The organism is Arthrobacter sp. ERGS1:01 (assembly GCF_001281315.1).
Classification (GTDB): domain Bacteria; phylum Actinomycetota; class Actinomycetes; order Actinomycetales; family Micrococcaceae; genus Specibacter.
The window spans coordinates 350378-366363 of record NZ_CP012479.1 but is presented as its reverse complement, the minus strand read 5'-3'; the positions used below and the strand labels follow the sequence as shown (position 1 = coordinate 366363).

The following is a 15986-nucleotide window of genomic DNA, read 5'->3' as shown; positions in this document are numbered from 1 at the left end:
GTGTCGGGTGGTGCAAAAATTTGGTGGGGTGCCGCTGTGCTAGGGCGCGGACGACGCCGGCTGGCCGGGTCCGCCGTCGGGCTCGCCCCGGGTGGGGCTCCCCGGGGCGGTGTCTCCGGGAGCCGGTGCTGCTGTGGTGGAACCACCGGAGGCGGCATCGTCGCGGGCGGGGCCGTCCGCCGTCGGGCCTTCGGGAACGGTGCGCGGCAGCCCGTAGACGTCGGGGAGCTCGGGATCGTGTTCCCAACCGCGTCCGGCCACATAGCGGATGAAGGAGTTTGCCACGGCCAGCACGGGCACGGCGAACAAGGCGCCCAGGATGCCGGCGACGGTGGATCCCGCCGCGACGGCCATGATGACGGCCACGGGGTGCAGGGACACGGCCCGGCCCATGATGAAGGGCTGGAGCAGGTGGCTTTCCAGCTGCTGGACGAGCAACACGATCCCGAGCATGATCAGGGCGTTGACCCAGCCGTTGGCCACGAGGGCCAGCAGCACGGCAACAGCCCCGGTGACGAGGGCGCCTACGACCGGAATGAACGATCCCAGGAAGACCAGCACGCCCAGCGGCAGTGCCAGCGGGACCTGGATGATCGCGGCGCCGGCACCAATGCCGACGGCGTCAACGGCGGCCACCAGGATCTGCACGCGCACGTAGTTGCCCAGCGACAGCCAGCCGCGGCGACCGGCACCGTCCACGGCGGGGCGGGCCCGGCGCGGGAAGAAGCGGACGATGAAAGCCCAGATCTTGTCCCCTCCAGCAGGAAGAAGATCAGGATGAAGAGCGTCAGCAACAGCCCGGCGGTGAAATGCCCAAAGCCGCTGCCGATGCCCAAGACCTTGGCGAAGATCGTCGAGCTGTTGTTTTGCAGCGAGTCCAGGGCGTCCTGGAGGTACTTGCTGATTTGGTCGTTGCTGATGCCCAGTGGGCCGGAGGTGACCCAGTCCTGGACCTGGATCAGGCCGGTAACTGCCTGCTTGCCCAGATCGGCGATGCCGGAAACCATCTGCCGGCCCACCAGGAACAGTCCGCCCAGCACCAGGGCAAGGAGGCCGACTTCCGTGACGGCCACGGCCAGTCCGCGCGGCACCCCGGCCTTGGCCAGCCGGTTCACCACGGGCCGGAGCAGGGCGGCAAACAAGGCGGCAACCATGATGGGGACGATCAGCAGGCTCACCTGGCTCAACAGCCAGATCAGCATGGCTCCCACGATGAGGATCACGCCAACCCGCCAGGCCCAGGCACCGGCCACTTGCATGCCAACGGGGACCCCCGGTTGTGCGGTGGCTAGGGGGCGCTCTGGTACCTGCTGCGAGGGCGTCATGACCCAATACTTCCCCATGGGGCAAAAATACGTAAAACCGCGTCCATTTTGGCAGCCCCGCAGGGGTCCGGGACGGCAGCTTTCGCGCGGCCGTCCGCGGGGTCCGCCACCGGCCCGGCCGCGCGGAAACTAGCCGAGTTCGGAGTCGATGCCCCAGTTCATCGTGAACGCCGCACCGGGTTCCAGCCAGCGCAGGCCGTCACCGGAATTGAAGGCGTTTGCCGGGCCCGTCATCGGCTCCATGGCCACGGCCAGGCTCCGGCCGGGGAAATCCGGAGTGACGTAGACGTGGACGTAAGAAACGGTGGCGTCGTGCCACAAGCTCACGGTGCGCCCGTCCGGGGCGGACAGCGTGTGCCGGGCGACACCGTCGTCCGTGGCAAGGTCGGTGAAGGCGGTGTCCATGAGGGACTCCCCCAACGGCCGGCCGCCGCGCAGATCGTATTTGCCGTCCACCGGCACGGCGTCCGTGGGGATCATCCGCTCGGTCGCGGCCAGCCGCGTTGCGGCGTCCACCGTGATCCGCACTTCAGCGGGGGCGGTATCGCCGATCCGGAAGTAGGGGTGCGCGCCCAGCACGAAGGGTGCCTTCGCGGCGGAGTCGTTGAAGAGGGTCTGGGCCACCCGCAGCGAGCCCTCTACCGTGAGCTCGTAGCGGACCTGGTGCCGGGCCAGGAACGGGTAGCCGTGCTGCGGGTAGATGACGGCCTCGAGCAGCACATGGGCTTCGGAGGACTCCAGCACGGCGTAGCCGGTGTTGCGCAGCAGGCCATGGATCGCGTTGTTCCGGGCCACCTCGGTGATGTCCAACTGCTGGGCGGCGCCGTCGAGCTCCCACAGGCCGCCGTCGACGCGGTTGGCAAAGGGGGCCAGCGTGATGCCTGCTGCGCCCGGGGCGATCGCGGCGGCGTCGTATCCTTCCACCAACTCCACGCCGTCGCGCTCATAGTGGCGGATTCCGGCGGCCAGCGAGGCGATGATCGCGACGGCTCCGCCACGGCGCAGGGTGAACTGTGGACCGGTCGCTGCCCGGCCCGCTTCCGTGGTGTTCGAACTGCTCATGGTGCCTACGCTACCTTCTTGCGTGCGCGGATTCCGCGAATTCACAGCTTTGTTACCCCCAAAACCGTCCGCTTAATGTAAGATTTTGTTTGAAACTATTGTTTTTAATCGTTCACAGAGTAGGGGTTTCCCATGTTGGCACCGGAGCGTCAGGCACGGATTCTGAAGGAACTTCAACTCCATGAGGCGGTGCGGGTGGCCGATGTCGCCGCCACGCTGAACGTCAGCGAGATGACCATCCGCCGCGACATCGAGGCCCTTGACCAGAACGGCCTGGCCCGCAAGATCCACGGCGGGGCCATGCGCCTGGCCCGGCTCAGCGCCCTGGAACCGGGCTTCCTGCTGAACGTCGACAAGGAGCTTGACGCCAAGCTTGCCATCGCCCGCGAGGCACTGTCCCTGATCCAGCCGGGCATGACCCTGGCCATGACCGGCGGCACCACCACCTACCAACTGGCCGTTTACCTGGCCGCCGAGCTGGAGCAGATCCGCAGCCTGACCGTGGTGACGAACTCACTGAAGGTGGCGGACCTTTTGTACCAGCAGCAGGGAAATTCCGACTGCAAGGTCATCGTCACCGGTGGCGAACGCACGCCGTCGGAGGCCCTCGTGGGCCCCGTGGCCCGCAGCGCCCTGCGCAGCCTGAACACCGACCTTTGCTTCATGGGCGTGCACGGCATCGACGCGGACCGCGGACTGACCAGCCCCAACCTGCTCGAGGCGGAGACCAACGCCGCGTTCATCGAATCCACGGGCCGCCTGGTGGTCCTGGCCGACAGCACCAAGTTCCAGGTCAGGTCGCTGGCCACCATTGCCCCGCTGAGTGCCGTGGACACCGTCATCACCGACGACGGCGTCAGCGCCTCCACCCGCGAGCTGTTCGCCGCCAAGGTCCCCACGCTCACCGTGGTATCCGCCGGACCGGCCGCCTCGACCCAAACCCAAAGCAGGAAGACTTCATGACAATCGCCACCACCACCCAACTGGCCGATGGCCGGGAGCTGATCTACTTCGACGACGGCGGCCGCGTCCACGATCACTCCGCCGTCGACACCCGTCCCCTGGATCCGCGCTCGGAGGCGAACACCGGCGAGCTGCGCTTTGACGCGCTGACCGGCGATTGGGTTGCCATTGCCGCGCACCGCAACACGCGCACCTATCTGCCCCCGGCCGACCAGTGCCCGCTGTGCCCCACCACGGGTGCCAACCTGTCCGAGATTCCCGGTTCCAGCTACGACGTGGCCGTCTTTGAAAACCGCTTCCCGTCGCTGGGCCCGGCCGTTGGCGCCATTGGCGAATTCCCACAGTGGGGCACCAAGGACCGCGCGTTCGGACGCTGCGAAGTGGTGGCGTTCACCCCGGAGCACACGGGGTCCTTCGGCGCCCTGTCCACCGAACGCGCCCGCACCGTGATTGACGCCTGGGCGCACCGCACCGAGGCGCTCAGTGCGCTGCCCGGGATCAAGCAGGTCTTCCCGTTTGAAAACCGCGGCCAGGACATCGGGGTGACCCTGCACCACCCGCACGGGCAGATCTACGCGTACTCCTATGTTCCCCCGCGCAGCGCCGTCATGGCCGCCGCCGCCCGCACGTTCTACGATGCCCACGACGGCCGCGAGACCCTGCTCGGCTCCATCGTGGCCAGGGAGTCCGAGTCCGGCGAACGCATGGTGGCCCAGGGCCGGCACTTTAGCGCCTATGTGCCCTTCGCCGCCCACATGCCGCTGGAAATCCACATCACCCCGCATCGCCACGTTCCCGACTTTGCCGCACTCACGGGCGAGGAGCGGGACGAGCTGGCCGTCATGTACCTTGACGTGCTGCGCCGCCTCGACAATCTCTACGACACCCCGACGCCCTACATCGCCGCCTGGCACCAGGCGCCGCTGGATTCCCTGCTGCGCCCGGCGGGCCGCTTCCACCTGGAATTGACGTCCCCGCGCCGGGCCGCCGACAAGCTGAAGTTCCTGGCCGGATCCGAGGCCGCCATGGGCGCGTTCATCAACGACACCACCCCGGAACAAACGGCAGCCGTCCTGCGCGACGTGTCCGCGGAGCTGCCCATCCCTACTGCCAAGAAAGTCTCCGTCTCATGACCGAATCCCTGAGCGCCGCCTCCATTTCGGCGGCGTTTGAGTCCGCCTTTGGCCATGCCCCCGACGGCGTGTGGTCCGCGCCCGGCCGGGTCAACCTGATTGGCGAGCACACCGACTACAACGAAGGCTTTGTGCTTCCCTTCGCCATCGACCGGGCCGCCGGCGTGGCGGTGCGGCTCCGCACCGACTCCACGGCGCGCCTGCTCTCCAGCTACGGCAACCAGGGTGTTGTCACGGTGGATCTGGACACCCTCAGCCACGACACCATGACCGGCTGGACCGCCTACCCCCTGGGGGTGGTGTGGGTGCTGCGCCAGATGGGCGTGAAGATCGGCGGTTTCGACCTGTACCTGCATTCCACCGTCCCCACCGGGGCCGGGCTGTCGTCGTCGGCCGCCATCGAGTGCGCCGTTGCGTCGGCGTTCAACGAACTGAGCGGTGCCGCGCTGTCCGCGAACGAGCTGGTCCTGGTCGGCCAGCGGGCAGAGAACGAGGTGGTCGGTGCGCCCACCGGCATCCTTGACCAGTCGGCGTCGTTGCTGGCCACGGACGGCCATGCCGTGTTCCTCGACTGCCGCACCCAGGAATCCACCCTGGTGCCGCTGGACCTGGCCGCCTCCGGGCTGTTGATCCTGGTGGTGGACACGAAGGTTTCGCACGCACACGCCACGGGCGGATATGCGGCGCGCCGCGCGTCCTGCGAGCTGGGCGCCGAGGTGCTTGGCGTGGCCGCCCTGCGCGACGTCGCTGCCGCGGACCTCGCCGAGGCCGCCGGGTTGCTCGACGCCGAGACGTACCGCCGGGTGCGCCACATCGTGACCGAGGACCAGCGCGTGCTGGACACCGTTGCCGTGCTGGGCAGTGAGGGGCCGGCCGCGATCGGCGAGCTGCTCACGGCAAGCCACGCCTCCATGCGCGACGACTTTGAGATCTCCTGCCCCGAGCTGGACCTGGCCGTGGACACGGCCCTGGCCAACGGCGCGTTGGGTGCCCGGATGACCGGTGGTGGTTTTGGCGGATCTGCGATTGCGCTGATCCCGGCTGCCGCTGAAACCGCCGTGCGCGACGCCGTCATGGCGGCCTTTGCCGGCTCCGGATTCAGTGCTCCGGACATCTTCGCCGTCTCCCCCGCGCCGGGAGCCCGGCGGATCGCGTAGCTACCTGAGTTAACGCGAAAGGGTCTCGACGGGCTCGACCACCGGTGGTCGAGCCCGTCGAGACCGTTTTGTCATTCTGTGGGCTCAAATGCCCACGCGATCCCAATGCCGCGGGGCCCGATTGCGAGGGCCCCGGGCCGAGGCACGAGGCCTGGGAGCGATTGGGGACTAGTCGTTGCCGCGGAGGATGGCCAGCAGGCGCAGGATCTCCACGTACAGCCACACGAGCGTCACGGTCAGGCCGAAGGCGGCCGTCCAGGAGTACTTGGCGGGCAGGCCGTTCTTGACGCCCTGCTCAATGGAGGTGAAGTCCACGATCAGCGAGAACGCGGCCAGGCCGATCGCGAGCAGGCCCAGGATCAGGCCGAACGGGATGTTCGTGCCGGGGATGTGCATGCTGTTGATGCCCCAGGGGCTGTTGGTGGCTCCGAAGAGCATCAGGCCTAGGTTGATCAGCGAGAACAGCGCGTAACCGGCCATCGCGATGATGAAGAAGCGGGTGAGCTTGGGGGTGGCGCGGACCTTGCCGTTGCGGAACAGCACCAAGGTCACGACGAACACGCTCAGGGTGCCCAGCACGGCCTGGACCACGATGCCCGGGTACAGTCCTTCGAGGAAGCCCGACAGGCCGCCCAGGAACATGCCTTCAAAGGCGGCGTAGCAAAGGATCAGCGCCGGTGAGGGCTGCTTCTTGAAGGAGTTCACGAGGCCCAGCACCAGGCCAACGATCATGCCCGGAAGCATCAGGACCGGAACGATCCAGCCCAGGGCCGCGCCGGCCAGCACCAGGGCCAGGGTCAGCACGGTCTTGATGATGACGTCGTCGTACGTCATGCGGCCGGTCTGCCCGGCGGTTGCTGAGGGCTTGTTGTACAGGTCCTGCAACTGCTCGGCCGAGAACTGGCCGGTTCCGGCCATGGTGTCCGTGCCGGCGCTCAAGTATCCGCGCTGTACAGCCGGGGAGTCCTTGAAGTTTTTGTTGTTGGCAAAGACCGGGTTTCCACCAAGTGCCATTGTGCTGATTCCTCCAAATTAGGGGGTAAATAGTCTTCTAACCCTACCAATAAAGGACGAACGGCCGCTAAGTTTGGTTCCCTGCGCAGGCACTGCTGCACGATATGCGGTACCCCAGGTCGGACTCGAACCGACACTGAATGGATTTTAAGTCCACTGCCTCTGCCATTGGGCTACTGGGGCGCTAGGACGGTTGTGGCGTCCTGCCGGGTTAACACTACTAGCCCGGCGAGGGTGGCAAAAACCGCCGTTCAGAGGTCGTTGAACGGTTCCGCGTACCTGAAATGCCCGCGAATGCCGGGGTGGAAGCCCGGCAGCGGCAACGCCATGAAGTGCGAGCCCCAGGACGGGTCCGGAGAGATGATGCCCACGGAGTCGGCCGGGACAAAACCAAAGCGCGGGTAGTATTCGGTGCTGCCCAGCAGCACGATGGCCGGCTCGCCCAGCCCGGTGGCGGCGTCGATGCTGGCCCGCATCAGGGCCGAGCCGATGCCCTGGCCTTGAAGTTCGGGCAGCACGCCGATGGGTCCAAGCCCCAGCGCCGGGGTCTCCCCTATCCAGCCGCGGGTGCTGATCACGTGGCCCACGATGCGCCCGTCCGCATCCTCGGCCACCAGGGAGAGCTCGGGGATGTATTCGCGGGTGGCAAACAGCTCCCGCAGCAGCCGCACCTCCACCGGTTCGGGGAAGGCGGCCTCGATCACGGCCTCGATTTCGGGCCTGTCGGCGGCCGTTTCGCGTCGAATGATCATGGCCCCAGTGTATTCCGAGGTCGCTGGCTCCGAATACCCGGTTCGGCGGTGCAGCTCCTGCGGGCTCCGGCCCACATGGCCCGCACTAGCTGCACCATCGAATCCGGCAGTTCCGGGTTTGGGCTTAAACGGCCGACGGCGGCCCTCCCGCAAGTGGGGAGGACCGCCGTCGTGCGTGCCGGAGCGCGCTCACTACTTCGAAGCGGGTGCGTCCTGCTTGGCCTCGGCTGCTGCCGGGGCGGCGGCCGGAACTGCCGGAGCTTCGGCCGGCTTGGCGGCGGGCTTCGGGGCCGGGGTGGCGGCCGTGACGAAGGCGCTGCGCGGGGCCTGCAGGTTTTCCAGTTGGGCCAGGTCGCGGCTCGTGATCATGGTGACGAACCAGTCCATGAGGACACGGATCTTGCGCTCCACGGTGGGCATGGCCAGGCCGTGGTAGCCGCGGTGTGCCAGCCAGGCCGGTGCACCCTTGAGCTGGATGCCCATGATCTTGGCAACGCCCTTCCACTGGCCGAAGCCGGCGACGGCGCCAAGGTTCTTGTGCTTGTAGCCCTTCAGCGGCTTGTTGAAGCGGCTGGCCCACAGGTTCTTCGCGAGGCGCTTGGCCTGGCGCAGCGCGTGCTGGGCGTTGGGAACACAGGTACCGTCGGGCAGCCCGCCGGTGACATCCGGCACGGCGGCAACGTCGCCGGCAGCCCAGGCGTTCGGGATGACGCCGAATTCGCCGGTGATCTGCAGGTTCACGTTGGTGGAGACGCGGCCGCGGGGCTCGATCGGGAAGTCGGTGGAGCGCACCATCGGGTTGGCCATGACACCGGCCGTCCAGATGAGGGTGTCTGCATCGAATTCCTGGGCGACGGACTTGTCCGGCAGGTTGATGAGCTTGAGGTTGTTGTTCTCGGCGTTGTCGAGGGAGGTGTTCAGCAGCACCTCGACGCCGCGGCCGCGCAGGTGCTCGACGACCCACAGCGCCTGGCTCTCGGTGACCTCGGGCATGATCCGGCCCATGGCCTCAACCAGCACGAAGCGCAGTTCGGACTGCTCGACGCGGGGGTTGATCTTGACGGCCGCACGGGCCATGTCCTCGAGCTCGGCGATGGTCTCGATGCCGGCGAAGCCGCCACCGACCACAACGAACGTCAGGTGACGCTTGCGCAGTTCGGGGTCGGTCTCGGTGGAGGCCAGCTCGATCAGGGAGAGAACCTGGTTGCGCAGTGCAACGGCTTCCTCGATGGTCTTCAGGCCGATGCCGGACTCCGCCAGGCCCTTGATGGGGAAGGTGCGGGTTACGGCACCCGCAGCCACGACGACGTCGTGGTAGGGGATCTCGAACGGCTCGCCGCCGTCGGCCGGTGCAATCACGGCCGTGCGGTTCTCGTGGTCGATGTTGGTGACGGAGCCCTGGATGAGCTCGGTCTCCTTGAGGTGCTTGCGGTGGGAAACCACTGCGTGGCGTGCCTCGATGTTACCGCCGGCCACCTCGGGCAGGAACGGCTGGTACGTCATGTACGGCAGGGGATCAACGAGGGTGACGATGCCACCGGACTTCGCGATCTTCTTCTGCAGGTTGAAAGCCGTGTACAGGCCAACGTAACCGCCACCTACAACGAGGACTCGCGGACGGGATGAAAATGTGGGAGTGAGTGCCATATCTCCATGATACAACCGTTTGTGAAAACATTCACTAATGCATTACGAGGCGTGCGTAACGCACTTTGCGGACGTGGGCAGGGCGTGGGTGGGCCGGCAAGTGGTGGGGCCCCGCGCCCGAGGGGCCCCACCCCGGCTCGCTCTGGCGAGCTGGGCTGGGGAGGGCGTGGGGACTAGTGCTTGTGGCCGGATTTTCCGGCCAGGCGGCGTTCGGGCGCCCCGCCGGGTTCGTAGGCGTCCGGGTCACCGGAATCCGTGGCCGGGTCGGCCGACGGCGTGCCCGGGCCCTTCGGCGGCCGCGGCGGGTCCGCGGGGTCCTCGCCGTCGTCGTCCGGGCCTGCCGCGTCGAGGCGGCGCCTGACCAGCAGGAGGTGGGTGGCGCCGGCCACGACGATCAGCACCAATAGTCCCAGGAAGCCCAGCACGATTGCGGCCGGTCCGAAGCCCGTGAGATCGGCGGCGGGCAGCGCCTGGGGCACCTCCCGGTCCTGCAGGGTGGGTTTGGGCTGCGGGACGGTGGTGGCCGGGGCCGCACCTTTCGTGGGTTGCGCTGCCTGGCCGCGTCGGTGCACGCGGATCCAGTCGGTGATGCTGCCGAGCGGGTTCTTCTCCACCAGGGGGACATCGGCCGTGAGGGCTGCGTTGGCGTCGAGGATTCCGTAGCCGTAGATCGCGTTGGGCACGGGGCCGCCCTTGGGCTTGGCCGTGGAAATGATCCTGTTGATGACCTGGGCGGCCGACATATCCGGGTACTTGGCGCGGATGAGTGCCGCGACGCCGGAGACGATGGGGGCCGCGCCGCTGGTGCCGCTCCACCGCGCGTACCCGCCGCCGGGCAGGCCGCCGGCCAGGTCCTCGGCGGGGGCGCTGACGCCGATGCTGATGCCTTGCGAGGAGGAGTCCACGCTGGCGGTTCCGTCCTTGTCCAGGCCGCCCACGGCCAGGACGCCGGGGATCGTGGCCGGGGCTCCGACCTGTTCGCTGCCGGACTTCCGGTTTCCCGCGGCGGCCACAATGACCACGTCCTTGGCTTCGGCGTAGGCAAACGCGTCGTCCCAGCTCTGTGGCCAGGCCGTCGACGTGCTGCCCAGGGACATGTTGATGACCTTGGCGCCATGGTCCACGGCCCACTTCACGGCGGCCGGGATTTGATCGTCAATGTTCTTACCGGACGGGTTTTCGCTGCCCAGCCAGACGGAAATGCTGAGCAGTTCGGCCTTGGGGGCCACCCCGATGACCCCGTCGGGGCCGTTGCCGACGCCCGGGGCCCCGGCGGACGCCGTCGCACTGCTCTTGGCGGACGCGCTGGCCTTGGCGGAAGCGGACGCGGAACTGGAAGCGCTGGCGGAGGAGTCGCTGTGGCCGCGCCCGGCCAGCATGGTGGCCACGAGCGTGCCGTGTTCGGGTTCGGCACCAACGCCCTTGGTGCCCTTGGCGTCGCCGGAGCCGGACATGTCGACACCGCCCACCACGGCGCCCTTGAGGTCCTGGTGGCTGGAGTCGATGCCGCTGTCAATCACTGCAACCTTGACACCGGCGCCCTGGGAGACGTCCCAGGCCTTCGTGATGCCCGACTGGCCGAGCCAGTATTCGCGGTTGCGGATGTCGTCGGCGGACGCTGACGGCGCCGCCACCAGGGCGATCGAGCCGGCCATGGCAACGGCCAGCGCGGCGGCACCAAGGCGGCGCAGGCGTGACGTTGCACGGGGTGTCGCGGGCAGGCGGTTCTTGGGCAACCGTGTCAGTTCCGGCATGGAAGCTCGTTTCCGTCGAGGGCGTCGGTAAGTCAGTTAGTTCCTCCGGCCGCGCCTAGTGCGATTCCATCCAGAATATCGTGCTCGCTGGTGGTTGCCGATTCCAGAGCTCCCCCGGTCAGCACGGCCAGCCTGCGCAGCACCGTCCGCCAAATGAGCGACCCGGCGCCAATCACGTCAACCCGGCCGGGGTGCATATACCCCAGTGCGGCGCGTTGCTCGCGGGTCATGGCCAGCAGATCGCCCGCCGCCCGTTCCAGCGTATCCAGGGGTACGACGGCGGCATGAATCGCGTCCCGTTCGTAGGTCGCCAGGCCGAGGGCGCGGGCCGTGATGGTGGTGATGGTGCCGGCCACGCCGACCACCTCGGTCACGTCCGCCAGTGGAACCTCGGCGAGGACCTCCGTCAATTTTGCCTCGACGGCGGCCTCGGCGGCCGCAATTTCGGCAGCCGTGGGCGGGTCGCTCTTCAGGTAGCGCTCGGTAAACCGCACGCAGCCCATGTCGGTGCTGAGGGCGGCCTGGACCCCGCGGGCGTTTCCGACCACGAATTCGGTGCTGCCGCCGCCCAGGTCGACCACGAGGACAAGGCCGTCGTCGAGCACGGGGAGTACGCTGGCGGCCCCGGCGAACGAGAGCCCTGCTTCTTCGGCGCCCGAGACGACCTCCGGTTCCACGCCGAGGCGGGCCTTGATGCCGTCGACGAACACGGCCCGGTTGCCGGCGTCGCGCGTGGCGCTCGTCGCGACGAAGCGGATCCGCTCCACGGCGTTGGCACGGATGGTCGCGGCGTAGTCTTCGGTGGCCGCGAAGGTGCGCTCCAACGCTTCCGGGGCCAGCATTCCCGTGGCGTCCACGCCGGCACCCAGCCGCACCACGCGCATTTCGCGGTGCACATCGGTCAGCGTCGTGACGCCGGCGTCGGACGTGTCAACGTCGGCGATCAGCAGGCGGATGGAGTTTGTTCCACAGTCGATGGCGGCTACGCGCATGGGTGAGACCTTCCCTGGGCTTAGGCGTTGAGGTGCTTGACGTGGCGGCTGAGATCCTTGTTCGGCACCGGCGCGGCGTCATCCCAGGCGCCGTCGCAGTAGCACTTTTCCGCGGTCCACCAGGGCTCCAGCGCGGCAAGGGCCTCGTCGCCGAGCGGGTTCACGCCGGGGCCCGCGGCCAGGGCGTGGCCCACCAATACGTGCAGGCACTTCACGCGGGTGGGCATGCCGCCGGCGGAGATGCCGGCAATTTCGGGAACGGGACCGGTGCCGGCGCGGTCGCCGATCTCGGTGCGTGCCTGGATGTAGGCCTCATGGGCTTTTTGGTAGGCCGCGGCCAGGTCGGTGTCCTCGGCCAGGCGTGCCGTCATGTCGTTCATCATGCCGGCGGCCTCGAGGCGGGAAGCCGCGGCCGTCAGGACCGGGTGCGTGAGGTAGAACGTGGTGGGAAACGGGATCCCGTTGCTGAGCCGGGGGGCCGTTGCGGCCACGAGCGGGTTGCCGCACACGCAGCGTGCCGGGATTTCAACGACGTCGCGCACCGGCCGGTGGAGCTGGCGGCTGAGGGTGTCGAGATCGTGTTGCGAGGGTACGCGCCCGCTTGTCGCGGAGCTTGCTGATGCGGGCACCGGCGTCCTTCCATGGGAATTCTTCGTGGCCGGCCCCGTGCGACTGCGGGCCGCAATTAAGCGACGCAGGTGCGCGGATGGCCGGACTGTTCAACCATCCATTTTACCGTGCGCAGGCTCCCACCGATTTCGCGCCCGTTTTTTCCCGGCTATTTCCCGGTTGAGGTGGAGCTTCCATTGGGCTTGGCTGCGGCTGGGGAAGGCGCGGTCTTGACCTCGGCGGACTTCTCGATGGACGTCCACAGTGCGTCCAACCAGGGTTCGGTGGTCACCTCGGTGGCGTTCTTGGCCGAGCTCGCCGCGGATGCGGCAACCTTGGCGGCGTCGGCGGGGTTGCCGGTGGACTCCACGCCGTCGGCGCCGTAGACCCAGTAGCCGGTCTCCCCCGGCATCAGCATGCTCACCCTGTCACGGGCCTGCTGCTTGACATAGGCGGGGTCGTCCCAGCGGGCTAATTCCGACTTGAACGCCCCTTGTTGGGCCGATTCGGCGGCAATGCTCGCCTTGAGGTCGGAGATTTCCGCGCGCTGTTCCAGGAACGTGTGCACATTGGGGGCCAGCATGACGGTAATGGCCGCCATGGCCAGGCCCACCACCAGGAGCCGGCCGGAAAACGAGCGGGCCGGGACCGGCGTGCCCGCGGTGCCGTGGATGACGCCCTCGCGGTGGCTGCGCCGGTTCCCGTCGGCCTCCGCCGCCGGTTTGGCGGCTTTGGCCGTGGAGTTCGTTCCGGCAGAGTTTGATCCGGCGGCGTTTGTTCCGGCGGCGGGGTGGGCGTTGTTCCTGTGGCCGTGGCGTCCCGGCTCGTTGTGAACCGACGCCGGCTTCCCTGCGGCCGGCTTGCCTGTCACCGGTTTTCCGGCAGCTGACTTGCCTGACGCGGCGGTGACGGGGGCACCCGGGCCGTGGTCCGGCGTCGTCCGGCCTGTTGATGCGGGCCCGGCGTCATGGACGGCGGGCGTGTTCTTCGTCCCGGCGCTGAACTGTGCGCTGGGCACTTTGGGACGACGCGTGGCCATGATTCTCCTGGTACTTCAGCTGCGGCTGCCCCGTTGGCTTAAACGGAACGGCCGGCAACTCGGCTTTGGTGTGTAACCCACCTTAGCCAGTTGCCGGCCGCCCTGCGTTATTTACGCCTTGAAACGCGGGAAAGCGCTGGTTCCGGCGTAGCGTGCGGCGTCTTCGAGGTCTTCTTCGATGCGCAGCAGCTGGTTGTACTTGGCGACGCGCTCGGAGCGGGCCGGGGCACCGGTCTTGATCTGGCCGGCGTTGGTGGCAACGGCGATGTCGGCGATGGTGGTGTCCTCGGTTTCGCCGGAGCGGTGCGAGGTGATGGTGGTGTAGCCGGCACGCTGGGCCATGGACACGGCGTCCAGGGTCTCGGTCAGCGAACCGATCTGGTTCACCTTCACGAGCAGCGAGTTGGCGGTCTTGGTCTCAATGCCGCGGGCCAGGCGCTCGGGGTTGGTCACGAACAGGTCGTCACCAACAATCTGGACCTTGTCGCCGATGGCGTCGGTGAGGGTCTTCCAACCTTCCCAGTCGTCCTCATCCAGCGGGTCCTCGATGGAAACCAGCGGGTAGTCGCGAACCAGTTCCGCGTAGTAGGCGCTCATCTCGGCGGCAGTCAGGGACTTGCCTTCGAACTGGTAGGTGCCGTCCTTGTAGAACTCGGAGGAGGCAACGTCCAGCGCCAGGGCCACGTCCTTGCCTGCCTCGTAGCCGGCACGCTTGATGGCTTCCAGGATCAGGTCGAGGGCTGCACGGTTGGACGGCAGGTTCGGCGCGAAGCCGCCCTCGTCGCCCAGGCCCGTGGAGAGGCCCTTTTCCTGCAGGACGGACTTGAGGTTGTGGTAGACCTCAACGCCCCAGCGCAGGCCCTCGGAGAACGTGGAGGCACCCAGCGGCACAACCATGAATTCCTGGATGTCGACGTCGGAGTCGGCGTGCGAGCCACCGTTGAGGATGTTCATCAGCGGCACCGGCAGCACGTGTGCGTTGGGGCCGCCCAGGTAGCGGTACAGGGGCAGGTCCGCGGAAACCGCGGCTGCGCTGGCCACGGCCAGGGAGACGCCCAGGATGGCGTTGGCGCCAAGCTTGGACTTGTTCGGGGTGCCGTCCAGCTCCAACATCATGGAGTCGATCAGGCGCTGCTCGGTTGCGTCGATGCCTTCGATTTCCGGGGCGATTGCCTCCAGAACGGCCTCGACGGCCTGCAGGACACCCTTGCCCTGGTAGCGGGCCTTGTCGCCGTCGCGACGCTCCACGGCTTCAAAGGCGCCGGTGGATGCACCGGAGGGAACGCCGGCACGGCCTACCGAACCGTCCTCCAGGAGAACCTCGACCTCAACGGTCGGGTTTCCACGGGAATCCAAAATTTCGCGTGCGTGAATGGCTTCAATAAGTGCCACGTAATGCTCCTCGTCTGAGCTTCTAGCGGATAAATGTCGACCTCGCTGTCGGCACAATCCTAGCCGGTCGGGGTGACGGGGCACTCATTGCGACGGACCGGGCGGCAACTTCCCGGCAAACTTGTGGCGAACTTGCACCAATGCCGCAACGCAGCCTCAACATGCGCGGGCGCCGCCGAGCTGTTAATTGGCTGGGAATCTTGCTTCGGGCCTTCCCCCTGCCGAATATAGCGATATATCTTTAACTATCGAAGCAGCTCGGTGTGGGAACAAGTCCCGACCGCGGCGCACCACCAATCAGGAACCACAAAACAAGGAATAGACACCATGAAAAACTTCAATGAACACGACGACTCCGGCCACTCCCCTCACCCCGGCCACGGGCCCGGCGATGCCCACGGCGGACACGGCGGATTCCCCGGCGAATCCGGCCATGACCACCACGAACACCACCACGGCGGCCCCGAAGAGGGCGGATTTGGCGACGGCGGTTTCGGCCCCGGCGACCGGGGCGAGGGCGGTTTCGGTCCTGGCGGCTTTGGCCGACGCGGGCCGGGATCACGCGGCGGCTTTGGCGGCGGCGGATTCGGTCCGGGATTTGGTCCGGGCGGTTTCGGCCCCGGATTTGGTCCCGGCGGTCGGGGCGGCTTTGGCCGCGGCGGGCGGGTGCGCAAGGGCAATGTCCGCAGCGCCATCCTCTCGCTGCTGAGCCAGCACGCCTTCAACGGCTATGGCCTGATCGGCGCCATCGCCATGCACACCGACGGCGCGTGGCGGCCCAGCCCGGGCTCCGTCTACCCGGCCCTGGCAGCCCTGCAGGCCGAGGGACTCATTGAGTCGACCGGCAAAGGCAAGCGCACCGAATTTGGCCTGACCGAGGCCGGCCGCGAGTACGTCTCCACGCACGCCGACGAGATGGCCGCCGTCTGGGCGGACGTCAGCGAGGAGGCGGGTGCCGGCAGCGATCTGCGCCAAAGCGTCCGCAAGCTCGTCGGTGCCGTGCAACAAATCGGCATGGGCGGTACGGAGGAGCAGGTCAAGGCCGCCACCGAGGCGCTCGACACCGCCCGGCGCACCATTTACAAGCTACTGTCGGACTAGATCACAGCTCCAGCACGGCACGAGGGGGCCGTTGTGGTGATTCGCC

Annotated in this window: 13 protein-coding genes, 1 tRNA gene and 1 pseudogene; 4 read left to right on the top strand and 11 right to left on the bottom strand. The window is 67.6% G+C overall.

Annotated features, from left to right (window positions below):
• Positions 1 to 39 precede the first annotated feature (39 nt).
• Positions 40 to 1202 (bottom strand): annotated as a pseudogene (locus AL755_RS22295) (AI-2E family transporter).
• Between the two features lie 252 nt (positions 1203 to 1454).
• A complete protein-coding gene (locus AL755_RS05660) occupies positions 1455 to 2387 on the bottom strand; it encodes an aldose 1-epimerase family protein (RefSeq protein WP_054010171.1) in 933 nt (310 codons plus the stop codon).
• 132 nt (positions 2388 to 2519) lie between these two features.
• Here AL755_RS05660 and AL755_RS05655 point away from each other — a divergent pair, with 132 nt between their 5' ends.
• Genes AL755_RS05655 through galK form a run of 3 tightly spaced genes read left to right on the top strand, consistent with a single transcriptional unit; the run spans position 2520 to position 5640 of the window.
• Positions 2520 to 3350, top strand: coding sequence for a DeoR/GlpR family DNA-binding transcription regulator (locus tag AL755_RS05655; RefSeq protein WP_054010170.1), 831 nt, complete (start codon positions 2520 to 2522; stop codon positions 3348 to 3350).
• Complete coding sequence (gene galT, locus AL755_RS05650) at positions 3347 to 4483, top strand: galactose-1-phosphate uridylyltransferase (protein WP_054010169.1); 1137 nt, start codon at positions 3347 to 3349, stop codon at positions 4481 to 4483. The genes AL755_RS05655 and galT overlap by 4 nt, the downstream gene beginning before the upstream one ends.
• Positions 4480 to 5640, top strand: a complete 1161-nt coding sequence (gene galK / locus AL755_RS05645; RefSeq protein ID WP_054010168.1) for a galactokinase — start codon at positions 4480 to 4482, stop codon at positions 5638 to 5640. Before galT ends, galK begins: the two co-directional genes overlap by 4 nt.
• A gap of 168 nt (positions 5641 to 5808) precedes the next feature.
• On the opposite strand, the gene AL755_RS05640 is transcribed toward galK, so the two are convergent.
• The 9 genes from AL755_RS05640 to eno all read right to left on the bottom strand — a co-directional run bounded on the left by AL755_RS05640 (position 5809) and on the right by eno (position 14839).
• Positions 5809 to 6654: a Bax inhibitor-1/YccA family protein gene (locus AL755_RS05640; RefSeq protein ID WP_054010167.1), complete on the bottom strand. Its 846-nt coding sequence runs from the start codon at positions 6652 to 6654 to the stop codon at positions 5809 to 5811.
• A 110-nt stretch (positions 6655 to 6764) separates the two neighbouring features.
• Positions 6765 to 6837: transfer RNA gene (locus AL755_RS05635), tRNA-Leu, on the bottom strand.
• Positions 6838 to 6905: 68 nt separating this feature from the next.
• Positions 6906 to 7406, bottom strand: a complete 501-nt coding sequence (locus AL755_RS05630; protein ID WP_054010166.1) for a GNAT family N-acetyltransferase — start codon at positions 7404 to 7406, stop codon at positions 6906 to 6908.
• 192 nt (positions 7407 to 7598) lie between these two features.
• Positions 7599 to 9053 (bottom strand): NAD(P)/FAD-dependent oxidoreductase, encoded by a 1455-nt coding sequence (locus AL755_RS05625; protein WP_054010165.1) that lies wholly within the window; start codon positions 9051 to 9053, stop codon positions 7599 to 7601.
• Between the two features lie 173 nt (positions 9054 to 9226).
• On the bottom strand, positions 9227 to 10807 hold the full coding sequence (locus AL755_RS05620; protein WP_054010164.1) for a S8 family peptidase: 1581 nt from the start codon (positions 10805 to 10807) through the stop codon (positions 9227 to 9229).
• A 32-nt stretch (positions 10808 to 10839) separates the two neighbouring features.
• On the bottom strand, positions 10840 to 11799 hold the full coding sequence (locus tag AL755_RS05615; protein WP_054010163.1) for a Ppx/GppA phosphatase family protein: 960 nt from the start codon (positions 11797 to 11799) through the stop codon (positions 10840 to 10842).
• 20 nt (positions 11800 to 11819) lie between these two features.
• Positions 11820 to 12428 carry a DUF501 domain-containing protein gene (locus AL755_RS05610; protein ID WP_054010162.1) on the bottom strand — a complete coding sequence of 203 codons (609 nt, stop codon included), beginning with the start codon at positions 12426 to 12428 and terminating at the stop codon, positions 11820 to 11822.
• A 149-nt stretch (positions 12429 to 12577) separates the two neighbouring features.
• On the bottom strand, positions 12578 to 13447 hold the full coding sequence (locus AL755_RS05605; protein ID WP_054010161.1) for an FtsB family cell division protein: 870 nt from the start codon (positions 13445 to 13447) through the stop codon (positions 12578 to 12580).
• A 111-nt stretch (positions 13448 to 13558) separates the two neighbouring features.
• Positions 13559 to 14839 (bottom strand): phosphopyruvate hydratase, encoded by a 1281-nt coding sequence (gene eno / locus AL755_RS05600; protein WP_054010160.1) that lies wholly within the window; start codon positions 14837 to 14839, stop codon positions 13559 to 13561.
• A gap of 327 nt (positions 14840 to 15166) precedes the next feature.
• Between eno and AL755_RS05595 the strand changes: the two genes are divergently transcribed.
• The gene (locus tag AL755_RS05595) at positions 15167 to 15940 is read left to right on the top strand and encodes a PadR family transcriptional regulator (protein WP_082368940.1); all 774 of its coding nucleotides are present in this window, start codon (positions 15167 to 15169) and stop codon (positions 15938 to 15940) included.
• Positions 15941 to 15986: the final 46 nt, after the last annotated feature.